This is a genomic window from Kordia sp. E (genome assembly GCF_056033805.1).
The window spans coordinates 728,417-747,036 of the sequence record NZ_JBRASR010000002.1 but is presented as its reverse complement, the minus strand read 5'-3'; the positions used below and the strand labels follow the sequence as shown (position 1 = coordinate 747,036).

General features: G+C 33.5%; 17 protein-coding genes. 9 read left to right on the top strand and 8 right to left on the bottom strand.

Annotation, left to right across the window (positions count from 1 at the left end):
* Positions 1-70 precede the first annotated feature (70 nt).
* The 3 genes from ACUUYC_RS06320 (at position 71) to ACUUYC_RS06310 (ending at position 2,501) form a co-directional block, all read left to right on the top strand.
* On the top strand, positions 71-1,033 hold the full coding sequence (locus ACUUYC_RS06320; protein ID WP_474264715.1) for a nicotinic acid mononucleotide adenyltransferase: 963 nt from the start codon (positions 71-73) through the stop codon (positions 1,031-1,033).
* 436 nt (positions 1,034-1,469) lie between these two features.
* Entirely contained in the window at positions 1,470-1,976 is a 507-nt protein-coding gene (gene lysM / locus ACUUYC_RS06315) for a peptidoglycan-binding protein LysM (RefSeq protein WP_474264713.1), read from the top strand.
* A gap of 138 nt (positions 1,977-2,114) precedes the next feature.
* Positions 2,115-2,501 (top strand): hypothetical protein, encoded by a 387-nt coding sequence (locus ACUUYC_RS06310; RefSeq protein WP_474264711.1) that lies wholly within the window; start codon positions 2,115-2,117, stop codon positions 2,499-2,501.
* Between the two features lie 10 nt (positions 2,502-2,511).
* On the opposite strand, the gene nadD is transcribed toward ACUUYC_RS06310, so the two are convergent.
* Genes nadD through ACUUYC_RS06295 form a run of 3 tightly spaced genes read right to left on the bottom strand, consistent with a single transcriptional unit; the run spans position 2,512 to position 4,540 of the window.
* The gene (gene nadD, locus ACUUYC_RS06305; RefSeq protein ID WP_474264709.1) at positions 2,512-3,093 is read right to left on the bottom strand and encodes a nicotinate (nicotinamide) nucleotide adenylyltransferase; all 582 of its coding nucleotides are present in this window, start codon (positions 3,091-3,093) and stop codon (positions 2,512-2,514) included.
* Positions 3,094-3,097: 4 nt separating this feature from the next.
* The gene (gene gmk, locus ACUUYC_RS06300; RefSeq protein WP_474264707.1) at positions 3,098-3,679 is read right to left on the bottom strand and encodes a guanylate kinase; all 582 of its coding nucleotides are present in this window, start codon (positions 3,677-3,679) and stop codon (positions 3,098-3,100) included.
* Positions 3,680-4,540, bottom strand: coding sequence for a YicC/YloC family endoribonuclease (locus tag ACUUYC_RS06295; protein ID WP_474264705.1), 861 nt, complete (start codon positions 4,538-4,540; stop codon positions 3,680-3,682).
* Positions 4,541-4,725: 185 nt separating this feature from the next.
* Here ACUUYC_RS06295 and ACUUYC_RS06290 point away from each other — a divergent pair, with 185 nt between their 5' ends.
* Entirely contained in the window at positions 4,726-5,403 is a 678-nt protein-coding gene (locus ACUUYC_RS06290) for a PrsW family intramembrane metalloprotease (protein ID WP_474264703.1), read from the top strand.
* On the opposite strand, the gene ACUUYC_RS06285 is transcribed toward ACUUYC_RS06290, so the two are convergent.
* Positions 5,390-6,352 (bottom strand): YheT family hydrolase, encoded by a 963-nt coding sequence (locus ACUUYC_RS06285; protein WP_474264701.1) that lies wholly within the window; start codon positions 6,350-6,352, stop codon positions 5,390-5,392. The genes ACUUYC_RS06290 and ACUUYC_RS06285 overlap by 14 nt on opposite strands.
* Before the next feature lie 33 nt (positions 6,353-6,385).
* Between ACUUYC_RS06285 and ACUUYC_RS06280 the strand changes: the two genes are divergently transcribed.
* Together ACUUYC_RS06280 and ACUUYC_RS06275 are read left to right on the top strand one after the other, a co-directional pair.
* Entirely contained in the window at positions 6,386-6,862 is a 477-nt protein-coding gene (locus tag ACUUYC_RS06280) for an acyl-CoA thioesterase (RefSeq protein ID WP_474264699.1), read from the top strand.
* A 64-nt stretch (positions 6,863-6,926) separates the two neighbouring features.
* A complete protein-coding gene (locus tag ACUUYC_RS06275; RefSeq protein WP_474264697.1) occupies positions 6,927-7,370 on the top strand; it encodes a DUF1761 domain-containing protein in 444 nt (147 codons plus the stop codon).
* 52 nt (positions 7,371-7,422) lie between these two features.
* Here the strand turns inward: ACUUYC_RS06275 and ACUUYC_RS06270 are convergent, their stop codons facing one another.
* From ACUUYC_RS06270 to ACUUYC_RS06255, 4 genes are all read right to left on the bottom strand, one after another.
* Positions 7,423-8,130, bottom strand: a complete 708-nt coding sequence (locus ACUUYC_RS06270; protein ID WP_474264695.1) for a hypothetical protein — start codon at positions 8,128-8,130, stop codon at positions 7,423-7,425.
* A gap of 147 nt (positions 8,131-8,277) precedes the next feature.
* On the bottom strand, positions 8,278-9,510 hold the full coding sequence (locus ACUUYC_RS06265; protein ID WP_474264693.1) for an ammonium transporter: 1,233 nt from the start codon (positions 9,508-9,510) through the stop codon (positions 8,278-8,280).
* A gap of 17 nt (positions 9,511-9,527) precedes the next feature.
* Positions 9,528-9,866 (bottom strand): P-II family nitrogen regulator, encoded by a 339-nt coding sequence (locus ACUUYC_RS06260; protein ID WP_474264691.1) that lies wholly within the window; start codon positions 9,864-9,866, stop codon positions 9,528-9,530.
* Between the two features lie 27 nt (positions 9,867-9,893).
* On the bottom strand, positions 9,894-10,880 hold the full coding sequence (locus ACUUYC_RS06255; protein ID WP_474264689.1) for an outer membrane beta-barrel protein: 987 nt from the start codon (positions 10,878-10,880) through the stop codon (positions 9,894-9,896).
* Between the two features lie 437 nt (positions 10,881-11,317).
* Between ACUUYC_RS06255 and gltB the strand changes: the two genes are divergently transcribed.
* The 3 genes from gltB to ACUUYC_RS06240 all read left to right on the top strand — a co-directional run bounded on the left by gltB (position 11,318) and on the right by ACUUYC_RS06240 (position 18,470).
* Complete coding sequence (gltB, locus tag ACUUYC_RS06250; protein ID WP_474264687.1) at positions 11,318-15,820, top strand: glutamate synthase large subunit; 4,503 nt, start codon at positions 11,318-11,320, stop codon at positions 15,818-15,820.
* 3 nt (positions 15,821-15,823) lie between these two features.
* A complete protein-coding gene (locus ACUUYC_RS06245; RefSeq protein ID WP_474264685.1) occupies positions 15,824-17,290 on the top strand; it encodes a glutamate synthase subunit beta in 1,467 nt (488 codons plus the stop codon).
* Between the two features lie 232 nt (positions 17,291-17,522).
* Entirely contained in the window at positions 17,523-18,470 is a 948-nt protein-coding gene (locus ACUUYC_RS06240; RefSeq protein ID WP_474264683.1) for a hypothetical protein, read from the top strand.
* Positions 18,471-18,620: the final 150 nt, after the last annotated feature.

Genomic DNA, 18,620 nt, shown 5'->3' with positions numbered 1-18,620 from the left:
AAATCAGGGTTTTACGTTTTTGGCATATGTTTTGAAAGTACTTTTATATCAACATTAAAACGATTGGCTTATGAAGACGCTAAAACTACTCTTATCGATTACATTATTTAGTACATTATTGAGTTCATGTTACACAGAAGTATTGGTAGAAGATCCTATCATTGACGAACCAGGCATTAGCTTGGCACAACTTTTAGGTTCATATGAACTTTGGTATGTAAATATTAATGAAACTACTGGAAACGGTGAAGTTCCTTTTTTACAACGTGCTTTTACAGTTTCATTTAGAAACGGAACGCTGTATGCAAATAATAACATTTCAGGAATTGGAAGCAATGGAAATGGTTTTGGGATTGATGTTGGAATCTACGGAACAGATATTACATATGTAGATATTGATCATGATATTGACGGGTTTTATCCGTTACGAGTTGATCAAATAGGTGCTAATAGAATTCGTATGGTTGATACATCTACGAATACAAGTTATTACTTAACAGGATATCAACGTTCAAATTTTGATTACGACTTTGTATTCTATGATAATATTCATTATTTCTTGCAAGAATTTACAGCTTGGAAAAAAGTATATACCAGTCAAGCTGGAATGTTGAATGCTTTTGATGAAGAAAACTTCATGACATTCTTATCAGGAGGAAATGATGATACATTTTTATCATCTAGAGATTTGCCTGATACACCAATTGATAACTTAGTATATGATTATGAAGGAGTGTATACAATCTATGATGTAGATGGTGATCCATATTTAAAAGTTTTAACATTAGATTATGATTACCTAGACAATGAATACTTTGAATTGACCGTTATAGATGACGGAACAATACAATTGTTTCATCCTGATTCAGGAACAACATACGAGTTTGAAGGAAGAGGATACATACAATATTTACGTCCATCAACAGGTAGCGGTTTAATTGAGTCTAAACAAAAAGGGACTGAAAGTAAAACAGGAAAAAAACGTAAAAAGATAAAAAATAAAGTGTTCAACAAGAACGACTTTAAAAAGTAATAAAGACATAAAAACTTTGGTTGGTTATTTAGTTTAGAAACAGTTTTTACACGAGTGTAAAAACTGTTTCTTTTTTAGTGAAACTCAGTTTTGAAAAGTCTGAAAGACGCATACAAAACTGTAAGTTGAACTAACTCCGTTGCATAACCAAGTCTTTTGAAAAGCCTGTAAAGGAGTATTCAAAACTATAAGTTAAACGAACTTCGATACAGAACAGAATCTTCTCAAACAAACTAGCTTTTTTTAGAAATTAAAATCATTAAAGCCATTTAGAAAAATCATTTCAAGGACACATAAAAAGTACGTTTAAAGGACTTTTTTGCAATACATCGTATAGTTGTAGAAAAACAATTGTGCTTTTGAGTTCTGATTGATTTTTCGTACTTTAACAACTCAATAAAGAACCTCAATTAATAATAAAAAAACAAAAAGAATTATGGGATTATTTTCATTTATCAAAGATGCTGGCGCTAAATTATTTGGTGGAAAAACAACTGCAGAAGAAGCTGCCGAAGTTGCAGCAGAAAAAGCAGCCGAATATGCAGAAAAAGTTGCCGCAGAGAAAGCATCAGCAGAAGCTTCAATTGTAGAAACAATTGGTGATTTGGAATTGCAAGTAGAAAATTTAGCAGTTTCATTAGAAGGTGATACAGCAATTATAACTGGAAAAGCATACGACCAAGCAACGAAAGAAAAAGTAGTTTTAGTTGTTGGAAATACACATGGTATCGCAATGGTTGATGACAGAATGGATGTTGAACATGAAGAGCCTGAAGCGCAATTTCATACAGTAGCAAAAGGTGATACACTTGGAAAAATTGCTAAACAATATTATGGAAATGCAATGAAATATCCAGTGATTTTTGAAGCAAACAAGCCAATGTTGAAAGATCCAAACCTTATATATCCAGGACAAGTTTTACGAATTCCAGCGTTAGACTAAGTAAAAAAGCAAGAAAAACTCCTCAGATTTGAGGAGTTTTTTGTTATTTAAAGTTAAAAACCTACAAAAAAGGGGAAAAGTCCCCTTGTTTAGTACCCCTAAAATCCCATAATATTGCTGTCTAAACAAGCCAATGTCATGAGAAGTAAACGCGCATTAATTATATTACCGCTTTCCGTACTGCTTTTAATATTGATGGGAATTACCTCTTTTACAACTCCCAAAAAGGAAATTGTAGGGACATGGGTTTCACAAACAAACCCTGATTATAAATTAGAATTTTCAAAAAATGGTATTTGTAAATATTACTATGTAGGTAAAGAATATAAAAAATGTGAATATCACATTTCTGCTACGTATGATAAAAATAGTGAAAACCGTTCTTTATTTCTGGAAATGTCTGATGAAAACGGAGATACTTTAGATTACTATGAATTAAAAGAGATTGACGAAAATACCGATAATGTTTTAGTTTTGGGTGATATGGAAAAAGACGAACAACATCTGTATGATAAAGTATATTAAATGAGTTCTTTTACTTCTTATAAAAGTTCATTACGTCAATATAATTCCAAACATTTTCAGGTAACAAAGGCCTTATATTTTTCTTTTCTTTAATTGCTTTTCTAATAAACGTGGAAGAAATCTCCATAATAGGAGCATTCACTTTATGTATTTTTGGATGATCTGTAAATAGATGTTCTACAACACCTTCTGAAATTCTTGGATATACATATACATCATGATTTTCTAAAATCACTTCATAGTTTTTCCACTTGTGTAATCCTTTCAAATTGTCTTCGCCCATAATAAGGCAAAACTCATATATTGGATATTTTTCTTTTAAATGTACTAAAGTGTTTACAGTATAATTTGGTTGTGGTAGATTAAACTCAATATTGCTTGGTTGAATCTTTGAATACTCTTCAGTAGCAATATTCACCATTTCATAACGATGATTATTGTCAAGTAAGGTGCTTTTCTTTTTAAATGGATTATGTGGCGTTACAACCATCCAAATAGCATCTAAATCACTGTATTCTGCCATGTGATTGGCAATTGCCAAATGTCCAATATGAATAGGGTTAAACGTACCAAAATACAAGCCTACTTTCATCTATTTACTTTTTTTCGATTCCGATAAACTCCGCAACGATTTTTTCAGCTTCCGCTTTGGCTTTTTCTAAATCGTCATTCATAACAATAACGTCAAACTGTGGTGCGGTAGCCATTTCTACAGCAGCTTTAGAAACACGCATTTTTATCTTCTCTTCACTTTCAGTTTTTCTGCCTTTCAAGCGTATAATCAATTCATTAATACTTGGTGGTTCTACAAAAACAGTAATGGTTTCTTCAGGAAACTTTCGTTTAATACGCAAAGCACCAACTACATCAATATCAAAAATAACGTTTTTCCCAGCATCACAAATACGATCTACTTCAGTCTGTAATGTTCCGTAATAATTTTCGGGATATACTTCTTCCCACTCTAAAAACTCTTTATTTTTAATTTTCTGTCTAAAATCTTCAGGAGATAAAAAATAATAGTCTTTTCCTTCAACCTCATTTCCGCGTTTTTCGCGTGAAGCCGCCGAAATAGAAAATTCTAAATTTAATTTAGGAATGCCTAATAAATGATGTACAATAGTGGTTTTTCCTGCGCCAGAAGGTGCTGCAAATACAATTAACTTACCTCTTTTCATTTATAGAACATTTAAAAGTTGTTCTTTAATCTTTTCCAACTCATCCTTCATCTGTACAACCAATTGTTGCATTGGTGCATAGTTTGATTTAGAACCAATTGTGTTGATTTCACGACCAATTTCTTGTGTAATGAAACCTAATTTTTTCCCGTTAGAATCTTTTGAATTCAATGATTTTGAAAAGTAATCTAAGTGATTTGCCAAACGAACTTTTTCTTCCGTAATGTCAAATTTCTCTAAGTAATAAATCAATTCTTGTTCAAAACGATTTTCGTCTACTTGTTCTTTTAAATCATCCAAAGCTTTGCGAAGACGATCTTTTACGGTAGCCATGCGCTCATCATCAATTCCGATAACGTCATTTAGTAAGCTAGAAATATTTTTTACACGAAATAGAAAATCTTCTTCTAACACTTTTCCTTCTGCAAGTCTATATTCATTCAATTCTTTAATAGCATGTTTTAATGCGGTAAGAATCACTTGATATTCACTTTCATCAATCTCATCGCGTTCTGTTTTTAAAGAATCTGGCATTCTAACTGCCATTTTTAATAACTCAACTGGATTAGCATGTTCATCTAATTGACGTAACTGATTCATGTATTCTGAAACAACAGCTTTGTTAATTACGGTTGTTGTTTCTTCCGCAGTCACTTCTATATACAATGAAAAATCAACCTTTCCTCTTAGCAAAGAAGACGCAATTAATTTTCGCATTGACAACTCTTTTTCTCTATAATAAGAAGGAATTCGAGCATTCAAATCCAAGCTCTTGCTGTTAAGTGACTTTAATTCAATTGTTATTTTTTTTGACGGAAGTTGTTCTACAGACTTTCCGAAACCGGTCATAGACTTTATCATACGGCAAAAATAATAAAATTAGTGACAAAGCTTCTGTTTCTCAGTGGCTATTCTATATGTTTTCAAGACTTTTGCAAAAACTCTTTTTTATCGTTTGCCGAAACTTTTACAAAGGATTATGATGATAAACCTATAGAAATCCTTCATTTTATCTTTGGTTTTTTTATTTTTGACAAAACTACCTAATGCCTTTAGTATTATTATCCATTGCACCAGCGCTCTTGATTATAATTTATATTTATTACAGTGATAAATATGATAAGGAACCAAAACACCTATTATTTATCTGTTTTTTGTTGGGCGCTATTGGTAGTATTTTAATTGCTTCCGTTTCTCATCTATTTGTTTCTCAGTACTATCCAGGTATAGATAAACAAGTTATTTGGATTCAATTTTGCAAAGCTTTTATTGTAGTTGCATTGGTAGAAGAGTTTAGCAAATATATATTTGTTCGATATTTTGCCCAACGACACAAAGAATTTGACGAACCGTATGATGGTATTATGTACGCTGTGATGGTTTCCATGGGTTTTGCGGTCACAGAAAACTTAGCATATGCGTTTCAAGGTGGAATTGAAATTGCTATATACAGAGCATTTACGGCAGTTCCTGCACATGCAACTTTTGGAATCATTATGGGATATTATATGGGAAAAGCTAAATTTTCTCGAAACAGAATCAAATTAAATTTGATGGGACTTGCGTTGGCAACCTGTTTTCACGGAATTTATGATTTCTTCCTATTTATCAATTACATTCCAGGGATTTCTATTGGAGCATTTGTATCATTAGCTGTTGGAATATTATTATCGCAAAAAGCCATTCGGATTCATCAACAGAATTCACACTTTAAACCGAAGTAGCAAAACTCAAAGCTTGTGCTTCTGTGTGATAAATTTGACCAAATTCAAAAAAACCAACATGTCCGCCATACTTTGGCATTTCTAAATACAAATCGTCATTTGCTTCAGCTTCCTTAATAGGAAAACAATCTTTGGACAAAAAAGAATCATTCAAAGCATTAATAATTAAAGTTGGTGTTTTAATATACTTTAAAAACTGTAACGAAGAACACTTGGTATAATAATCCATTGCGTCATTATATCCATGCGCTTTAGAAGAGTATAAGTTGTCAATTTTAAACAAAGTATCAGCTTTCTTAATATCTTCTACACGCAATAATGATGGAAATGCTTTGTGTTTTTCCATGAGTTTTCCATGTAAATGTTTTACAAATCGCTTTGTGTATAAACGATTTTCGATTCGACTCATTTGTTGTAATGAACCGTATAAAGAACACGGAGCAGAAATCGCAATTCCAGCTTTTACTTCTTTAGGTACACGAATAGGTTCACCTAAATACTTTAACAACAGATTTCCGCCTAAGCTAAATCCTTTAATAATAATATGATCGTATTTAGAATGATTGGTTAAAACATGTGTAACAACTTCACGTAAATCTTCAGTTGCGCCAGCATTATACGAACGATACAAGCGGTTTTGTTCACCGCTACAACCTCTAAGATTCATTGCAATTGCGTCATAGTTGTTTTCGTTAAACAACTTCGCGGATCGAGTAATATAAGCACGTTGTGCATTTCCTTCTAAGCCATGAAGTAAAATAATAAGCTTGTTGGTTTTTTTCTTAGTAAAACTCCAATCTAAATCTATAAAATCACTATCACTTAGGCTAATACGTTCTCTTTTTTGCTCAATTTTTGCGCCAGATCGGAACAAACCTGAATACACAGTTGAAATATGACCATTTTTAAAAATAAGTGGTGGATCGTAATACGTATTTAATATTGGCATGTTACTTTTGATAAAATAAAAAATAAATATACAATGTATTTTAAAGAATTTGACATCCGTTGGAGTGATTTAGATGCAAATCGTCATTTAGCGAACTCAGCGTACATAAATTTTATGAGTCACACACGCATGGGATTTCTGATTGAAAACGGTTTTACACAAAGAGAATTGGCTAAAAACAACATTGGACCAGTTGTATTTTATGAGCATATGTACTATTTCAAAGAAGCCTTTGCAGGAAAACCAGTAAAAGTTTCTCTAGAAGTAGCTGGCTTAAGTGAAGACGGAATGTTTTTTGAATTCCTTCATAACTTTTATGATGCAAACGGAAAAAACTTTGCAAGCTGTGAAATGATGGGCGCATGGATTGATCTAAAAACACGTCAATTAATTGGCTTGCCAGAAGGGTTTAATGAAGCTTTGCGCAATGTGCCACGTGCAAAAACCTTTAAAATACTTACTAAAGAAGATACACGTCGCTTTGGTAAAAAGCCTGAAAATTTAGAGTAACTGTTTGATTGTTAGTTAAAAAGAAGTACTTTTAAAACAACCTTTATTAACTAACATCAAAATTATGGAAAACATTACTATCAATTGGATTGCACTTGTTGTAGCTGCACTATCTACGCTCGTTATTGGATTTTTATGGTACGGACCTTTATTTGGAAAAGCTTGGATGAAAGAAACTGGCATGACTGAAGAAAAAGCAAAACAAGGAAGTATGCCATTACGATTTGGTTTAAGTGTTGTATTGGCTTTTATAGCAGTATTTTTTATCTACATGACTTCGGTAGTTTCAGGAGGAATAGAACCAGATGAATTACATAGTAGCGGGAATTTTTTAACTTTTGGACACGGAGCATTGCATGGAGCACTTGCTGCATTCGTTTTTGTAATGCCAGCGATGGTTACCAATGCTTTATTTGAACAGAAATCATTCAAATACATGCTAATCAATGTTGGCTATTGGGTTGTTACCTTTGCTATTATGGGGGGAATTGTAAACGCTTGGGTGTAAAAGAATTTATATATATACTAAAAAAGAGGCTTTTAAAGCCTCTTTTTTATGTTTATCCTTTCCAAATATAATTTCGGAGTCCAATCACAAAAGGTTTTCCTCTGTCTACTGCAATATCTAATGCTTTTCCGCCGCCGCCATATTCAATCCAACGATTGAATCGATGACGAAAAATACTATTATTAACTCCAATAACCCAAACGGTTCCATCACGATCGCAAGCTATCTTTTGTCCAATTCCTCTTCCGCGAAGTTGTATCCAGCCCATTCCGTTTCCGCGCCAAATACTTCCATCTTCTGCAATAATATAAGGAACTCCTCGATGTGCAGCAATATCAATTGCTTTTCCTTGACCTGGATATAAATTCCAATTACGCCCATCAAATGAAAAGACATTATTATTAACGCCTATGATCCATAACTGTCCGTTGTCACTATAAATTTTCTTTCCGAGTCCATTCCCAGGCATGGGAACCCAGCCAGAACCAGTTCCTTTCCAAATTCCGTTATTCAACCCAATAATGTAAGGTGTTCCATTATGTACAGCAATATCAATGGCTTTTCCACGTCCAGGGTATTCTTGCCATTTACTACCATTATATGAAAAAATACTATTGTGTAGCCCAATCACCCAAGTAGTTCCATTGTCATTATAAATAGCTGTTCCTTGTCCGCCACCGCGCAATTGTTTCCATGTTTGTGCATTTCCAAATGCAACACAAAAAAGTAATAAGATGAAGGCGTATGTAATTTTTTTCATAATATAATTATTATAGTATAATGTTTAAAAGTACAAATTTAATGCCATTCAGAAATGATTGATGAATTACAGTGTGAAAAAAGGCTTTGAAATAATTATTTCAAAGCCTTTTTTGTATTCGTTATAATAAAAATTGAGTAACGATTCTTAATGTTCATTCAATCTAAAATCTGGATAAGCATCCATTCTATGTTCGTGTGCATCAAGACCTTCTAATTCTTCTTTTTCCGAAACTCGAATGCCAACTGTTTTCTTCAAAACAAATATGATTAAAAAGGAGGAAACTAAACATATTCCAGCGTACGATGCTACACCAATTAATTGGCTTAAAAATTGTGCACCACCTGCTAGATTTCCAAAAATACCAACAGCTAAAGTTCCCCATATTCCACAAACCAAATGTACAGCAATAGCCCCTACGGGATCATCTAATTTTAATCGATCAATCAGAGATACTGCAAACACAATAATTGCACCAGCTACAGCTCCAATAATAATAGCGTCTGTTGGACTCATTTGATCAGCACCAGCAGTGATTCCTACCAATCCTCCTAAAATACCATTTAAAAACATGGTTAAATCTAAGTTTTTATACCTCAAAGTAGATACTAAAGCTGCTACAACACCACCAGCTGCAGCTGCTAAACAAGTTGTTGTTAAGGTTAAAGATGTTGCTGCAGGGTCAGCTGATAAAACAGAACCACCATTAAATCCAAACCAACCTAACCAAAGAATTAGAACTCCAGCAGTGGCTAATGGAATATTGTGTCCAGGAATAGCTTGTATTTTTCCTTCTTTAAATTTTCCAATTCTAGCTCCTAATAAGCAAACTGCTACTAAAGCTGCCCAGCCACCAACAGAATGTACTAAGGTTGAGCCAGCAAAATCATAAAATGGAGTATCTAAAGTTTGTAAAAAACCGCCACCCCATTTCCATGAACCAGCAATTGGATAAATAAGCCCTACATATAAAATTGTAAAAATCATAAAAGGGCCAATTTTCATTCGCTCAGCAACCGCACCAGAAACAATAGTAGCTGCTGTGGCTGCAAACATTCCTTGAAACAAAAAGTCAGTCCAATATGTATAGCCTGTATTATAAGCAAGGTCTAAAGTGCCTTCGGTTGTAAGTGGAACATCTAATCCAAAACCAGCAAAACCTATAACTCCATTAAATTCTCCAGGGTACATTAAATTAAACCCTACTAAGCAGTAAAGTAATAATCCAACCGTAATGATAAATATATTTTTAAACAGAATGTTTATTGTATTCTTTTGTCTTGTCAACCCGATCTCTAAAAATCCAAATCCTAAATGCATAAAGAAAACAAGTGCTGTACAGATCATCATCCATACATTATTGATAGTTAATAATTCCATAATTCTAATTTTGTAATTTATTTTAGTGTGTTTCCACCCTTTTCTCCTGTTCGTATTCTATAAACTTCTTCGATGTTTGAAACGAATATTTTACCGTCTCCAACTTCGCCTGTAGAGCCCGATTCTAATAAGACTTTTATAGTAATGTCTTCAAAATCGTCATTTACAACGATGGATAGGTAGCGTCTTTGTATATCGCTAGTGCTATAAGAAACACCTCTGTATACATGACCTTCTTTTTCATTTCCTAAACCAGTAACATCCCAATAGGTAAAGAAATTTACACCTACTTCGTGCAGTGCTTTTTTAACATTAGAAAATTTAGATTTTCTAATAATAGCTTCAATTTTTTTCATTGTATTTATGATTAGTTATTACTTAAGTTAAAATTTATAAATAGCGGCCAATACAAAAGAACCTAAGCTCTTAGTTGCCATTAAATCTGTATCAATAAAGATGTCTTCAGATCCGCTATCAAGTCTAAATTCAGGCTTGATGATTAAGTCTTCATCAACAACGTAACTTCCTGTAAGTGTGATTGCAAAAACACTAGGGTCATCGCTTACAGCATCACTCTGTGTTTGAAAATATTCGCCACGTAAACCAATTGTTAAAGATTCAGTTGTAGCATATTGAGGATAGATATTTACTCCGTAGAATCCTTCGCCTTCATTATCTGCATACGCAGCATTTATTCCAACAAAGAAATCTTCTGTGGCATCAAAACCTCCGGTATAGTCTATTTCAAAACCTAAACCGGCTTTATCATACAGTAAGTTTAAAAATTGATCTTTGTAACCCAATTGCGATCCTATGGCATAACTTCCATCAGGATTAAACTCTGTAACATCTGTTTGGTTGAATACACCTAGCATTAAACTGAAGTCTTCGGAAAGTGTGAAGTCAGCTTTCAGTCCTGTATGTGAAAATGGACCGTTTGAAAACAGATAAGATGTACTATAATTAAAGTTTCCAGTAGGTGAGATAACTTCATAGCCTAAAAAGGTGTTGAATTTACCAATAGTAAGTTTTGTGTTTTCACTTATATTATAATATGCATATAGCTGATTTAAAACAGTAGCGCTTGCAGCATCACCTCTTGGTCCAAAAACTAAATCCGCAACAGCACCGACTTTACCTTTTTCATAAGAGGCAATGATATTAGCCATCCCTAATGAAAAACCTGCGGTATCTGCAAAAGAAGTTGAAGGAGCAATTTGATTGTCGTCATTTGGCGCTGTAAAATTTGTTCTGTAATACGCATCGACGCTTCCTTCAAAAGAGAATTTTTTCTTAGGAGTATCAGAACTTTCTTGTGAACTCATAACGAAAGTTGTTAAAAGTAATGTTAGTGTAAAAAAATGTTTCATAAAGTTTAAAATTGTTGATTGTTTGCTTTCAAATCTATGTAAACTTTACTTTAACCATGTAAAAAATAGGGCTCAATTGTATTTTTTTATGAATATTTTAATTTATACCCTAATTTTTTAGGGGTATATGTTTTTGAGTTAACTTTTTTAATAAATCAGCAATTAGTATTTTGAAGAATTATTACTTTTTTATGAAAATCAATGATGAATGTTTAGAAAAATGATTTTTTCGCAAACGTTTTCGTAATAATTGACATTTAATCAGGTAATTATTTTAATTGTGTTTTTAGCAATATATGTACTTAAAATTGCTAATTTTTCAATTAGAAAGACTTTAATTATCGATTTGAGAAAAGTGTTTCACCTTTTTTTATTATAAGATTCTTGATTCTATATTAGAGCATAAATAAGGTGTAAAAAAACCTTCAAATTATTTGATGATGCTAAAGAAACAAGGACTCTATTTACCAGAATTTGAACACGATAATTGCGGCGCAGGATTTATATGTAGTCTAACAGGAAAACGATCTAATGATATCATTCACAAAGCACTTGAAATTTTAGTGAAACTAGAACATCGCGGTGCCGTAAGTTCTGATGGTGTAACTGGTGATGGCGCAGGTATTTTAATTGACATTCCACATACCTTTTTTGAAAAGTTCTGTGATTTTGAATTACCAAGTATTGGCGAATATGCAGTCAGTAATGTATTTCTTCCAAGAAAGCAGAATCAACGAGAGTTTTGTATTGATATCTTCGAAAAAGAAATCAAAAATCAAGGACTTGAACTTTTAGGTTGGAGAGATGTGCCAGTAAATAGTGAAATATTAGGTGAAATTGCGAAAGTGACAGAGCCTTTTGTAAAACAAATATTTATAGGGAAAACAGATAAAAAACAATCAGATAAAGATTTTAACCTAAAATTATTTGCGACTCGTAAAATAGCAGAACATATTATATATGATTCTAAATTATCGGAATCAAAGTTCTTTTATGTACCAAGTCTATCAACCAAAATTATCATTTTTAAAGGTTTACTAAAACCAGAACATATTAATGAATACTACCTCGATTTATTCGATTCAGTTTTAGATACACGCTTAGCATTAGTACATCAGCGTTTTTCAACGAATACATTTCCAACGTGGGATTTAGCACAACCATTCAGATATATCTGTCATAATGGAGAAATAAATACATTACGAGGAAACGTTTCACGTATGTTTTCGCGTGAAGAAATAATGAAAAGTCCATTGTTTGGTGACGATATAAAGAAAATAATTCCAACAATCTTAAGAGGGAAATCAGATTCCGCAACCTTAGATATGGTGGTGGAATTATTACTAATGACAGGTCGTTCATTACCAGAAGCAATGATGATGTTAGTGCCAGAAGCTTGGGAGAAAAATCCAAACATGTCTGATGCTAAAAAAGCATTTTATGAGTACAACTCTTGTTTGATGGAACCTTGGGACGGACCAGCTTCAATTCCATTTACAGATGGTAATTTTATTGGAGCCGTTTTAGATAGAAACGGATTGCGTCCTTCGCGTTACACAGTGACTAAAAATGGTAACGTAATAATGTCTTCCGAAACTGGAGTTGTAGATATCAAGCCTGAAAATGTTGAATTTCACGGTCGTTTAGAACCTGGAAAAATGTTTTTGGTGAATATGAATGAAGGTAGAATTGTAAATGACGAAGAACTCAAAGAAGAAATTGCTTCAAAATATCCATACAGAAAATGGCTTACGGAAAACTTAGTGCATCTGCGAGATATTTCAGCCAAAAAAGGACCAATAAAGTATGATGAAATTGAACTAAAAAAACGTGAAGTTGTTTTTGGATATACGCAAGAAGACTTAAACACAATTATTCGCCCAATGGCACAATTAGCCAAAGAACCAATCGGATCTATGGGAAGTGATACGCCAATTGCAATTCTTTCGGAAAAACCTCAATTAATATATAACTACTTCAAACAGTTATTTGCACAAGTAACAAATCCGCCTTTAGATGGTGTGCGAGAAGAATTAATCACAGATATCAGTCTTACTTTAGGAAGTGATGTAAATCTTTTCGACATCAATGCAGAACATTGTAAAAAGCTAAAAATTCAAAATCCAGTAATCTCAAAACATGATTTAGATAAAATTAGAAACTACGATACGAATCCTAATTTCAAAGTAGAATCTATATCTATGTTATATGAAGTAAATAGAGGTTTAAATGAACTCGAAGTTGCGTTAGAAAATCTAATGTCAAAAGCATCAAAAGCAATTGATAATGGCGCTAACATTATTATCTTATCAGATAGGTATGTAGATGAAAAACATGCGCCAATTCCAGCATTATTAGCATGTTCGTATGTAAATCATTCGTTGCATAAACTAAAAAAACGTTCAAAAATTAGCCTAATTATTGAATCGGCAGAACCAAGAGAAGTACATCATTTTGCGTTGCTATTTGGTTTTGGAGCAAGTGCTGTAAACCCGTATATCGTAAATGAAATTGTAGAAAAGCAAGTGCTAAATGGTGATATTACAGAGTTAGAATACTTAGCGGCTATCAAAAACTACAACAAAGCAGTTGGAAAAGGAATTTTGAAGGTGATGAACAAAATAGGAATCTCTACCTTAAACTCATATCGTGGATCACAACTATTTGAATGTATCGGAATCAATACAACAACAGTCAAAAAATACTTTCCAAACACACCAACACGTATTCAAGGAATTGGCTTACGCGAAATAGAACAAGAAATTGTAAAACGTCACAAAAAAGCATTTCAAGTAAATGAAGTCAATGCAGATATTGAAATTGGTGGTGAATACAGGTGGAGACGCGGACAAGAAAAACACATGTTCAATCCGTTAACGGTGGCAAAACTGCAAGAATCAGTCAGAACAAACAAAGCATCAACATTTAAAGAATATTCGGCATTAGTAAACAATCAGTCTAAAAGTTTAATGACGATAAGAGGTTTATTTGAATTTGACCAATATGACCCAATTCCATTAGATGAGGTAGAACCTTGGACAGAAATTGTAAAACGTTTCAAAACGGGCGCAATGTCATACGGATCTATCAGTAAAGAAGCACACGAAAATCTGGCAATAGCCATGAACAGAATTGGAGGAAAATCAAACTCTGGTGAAGGTGGAGAAGATCAAGAACGTTTCTATAAAAGCTCACAAGGAGATTGGAAAAATTCAGCGATCAAACAAGTAGCTTCTGGACGTTTTGGTGTAACTTCAAACTATCTAACAAGTGCAAATGAAATTCAAATAAAAATAGCACAAGGCGCAAAACCAGGAGAAGGCGGACAATTACCTGGACCAAAAGTAAATCCGCAAATTGCAAAAACACGAAATTCAACACCATATGTTGGATTAATATCGCCGCCGCCACATCATGATATCTATTCCATTGAAGATTTATCGCAACTTATATATGATGTAAAATCTGCAAATCGTGAAGCGCGAATCAATGTAAAACTAGTATCTGAAATTGGTGTAGGAACAGTCGCAGCAGGAGTTGCAAAAGCAAAAGCAGATGTTGTACTAATTTCTGGTTTTGATGGCGGAACAGGAGCAACACCTCTAACCTCACAAAAACATGCAGGCTTGCCTTGGGAATTAGGAATTGCAGAAGCGCAACAAACCTTAGTCATGAACGATTTACGTAATCGAATTGTCTTAGAATGTGATGGACAATTAAAAACAGGACGTGATGTTGCCATTGCATGTTTGCTTGGCGCGGAAGAATTTGGTTTTGCAACGGCTCCATTGGTAGCTTCAGGTTGTATCATGATGCGTGTTTGTCACTTAAATACTTGTCCAGTTGGTATTGCAACTCAAAACCCAGAATTACGTAAAAAATTCAAAGGGAAACCAGAACATGTGGTGAATTACATGTATTTCGTGGCGCAAGAGCTACGAGAAATCATGGCAAAACTTGGGTTTAAAACGGTCAATGAAATGGTTGGGCAAGTACAAAAACTCAACAGAAACAAAGCTATTGAGCATTACAAAATAGCTGGAATAGACTTAACGCCAATTCTACACAAAGTAGAAGTTGCAGATGATGTAAAACTGTATAATACTGAAAAGCAAGATCATAATTTAGAAACACATTTAGATTTCAAAATCATCAAGCAAGCACATCAAGCATTATTCAGAAGGCAAAAAACAGATTTAAAACTAAAAATCACAAACATTGACAGAGCTGTTGGCGCGATTGTAAGTAATGAAATCTCCAAAATATATGGTGCAGAAGGATTGCCAGAAGATACAATCAATATAGACTTTGATGGTTCTGCCGGACAAAGTTTTGGTGCATTTGCTACCAAAGGAATCAGCATGACGGTTCATGGAAATACCAACGATTATTTAGGGAAAGGATTATCTGGCGCAAAACTAATTATCAAAGTGCCTGAAGCATCAACGATTATTCCTGAAGATAACATCATTACAGGAAATGTAACCTTATATGGAGCAACTTCTGGAGAAGTATATATCAATGGAAAAGCAGGCGAACGTTTCTGTGTGCGAAACTCAGGCGCAAAAGCGGTTGTGGAAGGAATTGGAGATCACGGATGTGAATACATGACTGGAGGAGTTGCCGTAATTCTCGGAGATGTTGGACGTAATTTTGGCGCAGGTATGAGTGGTGGAATTGCTTATGTTTTAGTTATGGAAAATACATTTTTTAAAAATTGTAATTCGGAAGGTTTAAATATTGGGGAAATTACCTTAAAAGAAGATGAAATTGAATTAAAACAGTTAATTGAAAATCACTACCAAACGACTTCAAGTCCATTAGGAAAACGAATCTTAGAAAACTGGGGAATGTATCTTCCAAAATTTATAAAAGTGTTGCCAGAAGAATATAGAAAAGCATTAGTGCGATTAGAAAAAGAACAACTTGAAACAGCTTAAGACATGGGAAAGATAACAGGATTTTTAGAACACAAACGTCAAGATGAAGCATATCAAGTTCCAGCTGAACGTATCAAAAATTATAAAGAATTTACAATAGCGCTTGAAACTGAGAAACTTCAAGATCAAGGTGCGCGTTGTATGGATTGCGGAATTCCATTCTGCCATAGTGGTTGTCCGCTCGGGAACTTAATTCCAGATTTTAATGACAAAGTCTACAAAGGAAAGTGGAAAGAAGCGGCAGAAATTTTACATTCCACCAATAACTTTCCAGAATTCACAGGTCGTTTATGTCCTGCTCCGTGCGAAGAAGCTTGTGTATTAGGAATCAATGAAGATCCAGTAAGTATTGAAAACATTGAAAAAAACATTGTAGAAACCGCTTTCGCGGAAGGATGGATTGTTGCAAAACCACCAAAAGTACGCATTGAAAAAACGGTTGCAATTATAGGTTCTGGTCCAGCTGGTTTGGCGGCGGCACAACAACTCAATCGTGCAGGTCATACTGTAACTGTTTTTGAACGTGATGGAAAAGTTGGTGGTTTATTACGCTATGGAATTCCAGATTTTAAAATGGAAAAACAAATCATTGACAGACGTGTACAAGTTTTAGAAGAAGAAGGAATCAATTTCAAAACAAATGCGCATGTTGGTGTAAATGTTGAAGCAAGTCAACTAAAAGAAGACTTTGACGCCATATTACTTTGTGGAGGCGCAACTATCAGGAGAACAATTCCTATTGATAGTGCAGATGCGAAAGGTGTACACCAAGCAATGGATTTCTTAAAACAAAACAATCAATATGTAGATGGTTTGGTGAATTTTGATCAAATCATTTCGGCGAAAGACAAAAAAGTAATCGTTATTGGTGGTGGTGATACAGGTTCAGATTGTATCGGAACTAGTAATCGTCATGGTGCAACTTCAGTCACAAACTTTGAAATATTGAGCAAACCAACTGTTGGTCGTCCTGCGCATCAACCATGGCCGTATTGGCCTATGAAACTCAAAGAAACTTCCTCGCACCAAGAAGGTGTAGAACGCTTTTTTAGTGTTTCTACAAAAGAATTCATAAAAGATAAAAACGGAAACCTAACAGGTTTAAAGACGGTAGAAGTGGAATGGATTTTCAAAAAAGGAGAACGACCACAACTCAAAGAAATTCCGAACACAGAAAAACATTGGGAATGCGATTTAGTATTACTTGCATTAGGTTTTACAGGTGCAGAAAAAACCTTGGCAGAAGCGTTTGAACTCGAAATGGATTTCAGAAGCAATATCAAAGCAACAACGAAAAACTATGCTACAAATCAATCAGGAATTTTTACGGCTGGCGACATGCGTAGAGGACAATCGTTAATTGTTTGGGCAATCTCAGAAGGTCGCCAAGCGGCACATCATGTAGATACATTTTTAATGGGGAGATCAAACCTTCCGTTAAAAGATGATAGTGATTTGCCACGTGTATAATTTTATAAAATAACTTTAGTTTAATGTGAAAATTATGCTTGTTGGATTCTTTTTTTTGTTAAGAATTTTATATTGTTTGGAAAGTATTTAGATGATAGTTTTGACCTGGTTAACGCTTGTTAATGTAGTTACTTACTTTCATAGTAATTTAAAATCGGTTAGATTTGTGAAAAACATATGCGATATAATGAACATATGTTCATTATACACACGTTGTGGGTAATTAAAACCAATGGGAAATCGAGCAAATTACATACTAAAAAAAGACAATGAATTTAATATTTATTACACTCATTGGAGAGCAATAAATGTAGCTCAAGATTTAGCTTTAGGACAAAAGGAATTCATAAAACTAATTCAGGAATTCGATAAAGAAGAAAAACTACTTGATGAGCCTTGGATTGAAGCCTGTGTTTTAGTTGATTTTCCTCAAAAAAAGCTCACTTTTTGGGAAACTGAAATGTTATTTGAAACTTCTGTTCGGGAAGAATATCTTAAACAATTACGAGAAATTTGGGGAAATTGGGAAATTCAATTTGTGGAAAATGAAATGTATGATATAGAGCAACAGATGCAAATAGAATACACTTCAAGCCAAAAGATAGATTTAGAATTTGGTTCATTAGAAAGTTTAACTGATTTCCCAGAAGACGATGAGTATTTTTCTTGTTTAATTATTCTTATTAAAAATGGAAAGTATTTTGTTAGATATATTAATGGCGGACAAGAGGAAAGTATTTCATTAATTGGAGATTCTATAATTGACAAACTAATGTCAATGAAAGAAAGGGAATTAAAAAAGGAAAATAGTGATGATTTTTTTAGTTTTTTTATAATTGACAACGACAACAGAACGCTTTGGATTAATCAATCTATTACAGGATTAAAATCGGAATTAAAAAAAAGATGGAAAAATTGGTCTGTCAATGTTGGTAATTTTGGCTATATCAAATTACTTAAAGAAATTGGAATTAAAACGTCAGAATTGGAATTAACCAATGATGAATCAAAAAAAATAGTTTCAGATTTTTTAAACCAAAAAGATACATTTGATCCAAATTCATTAGCTAAAAAAATGACAGAAGAAATGGGAGAAGATGTTCAATTTAATGAACATTTTTTTCAAAACATTAAACCGAAAAAATCATTTTGGAATAAAATAAAAGGAATATTTAATTAAATAACAACTACCCACAACAACGTATAAAATTAATTGCTAGTTCTAGTCTACTTACGAAAGTCCTCGCGGACTTTCTATTTGTGTTTTATTTGCTAACTTAAGTGCTTAAACCACGCAACTAATCTTATACAATCACGTTATGTGTAATTC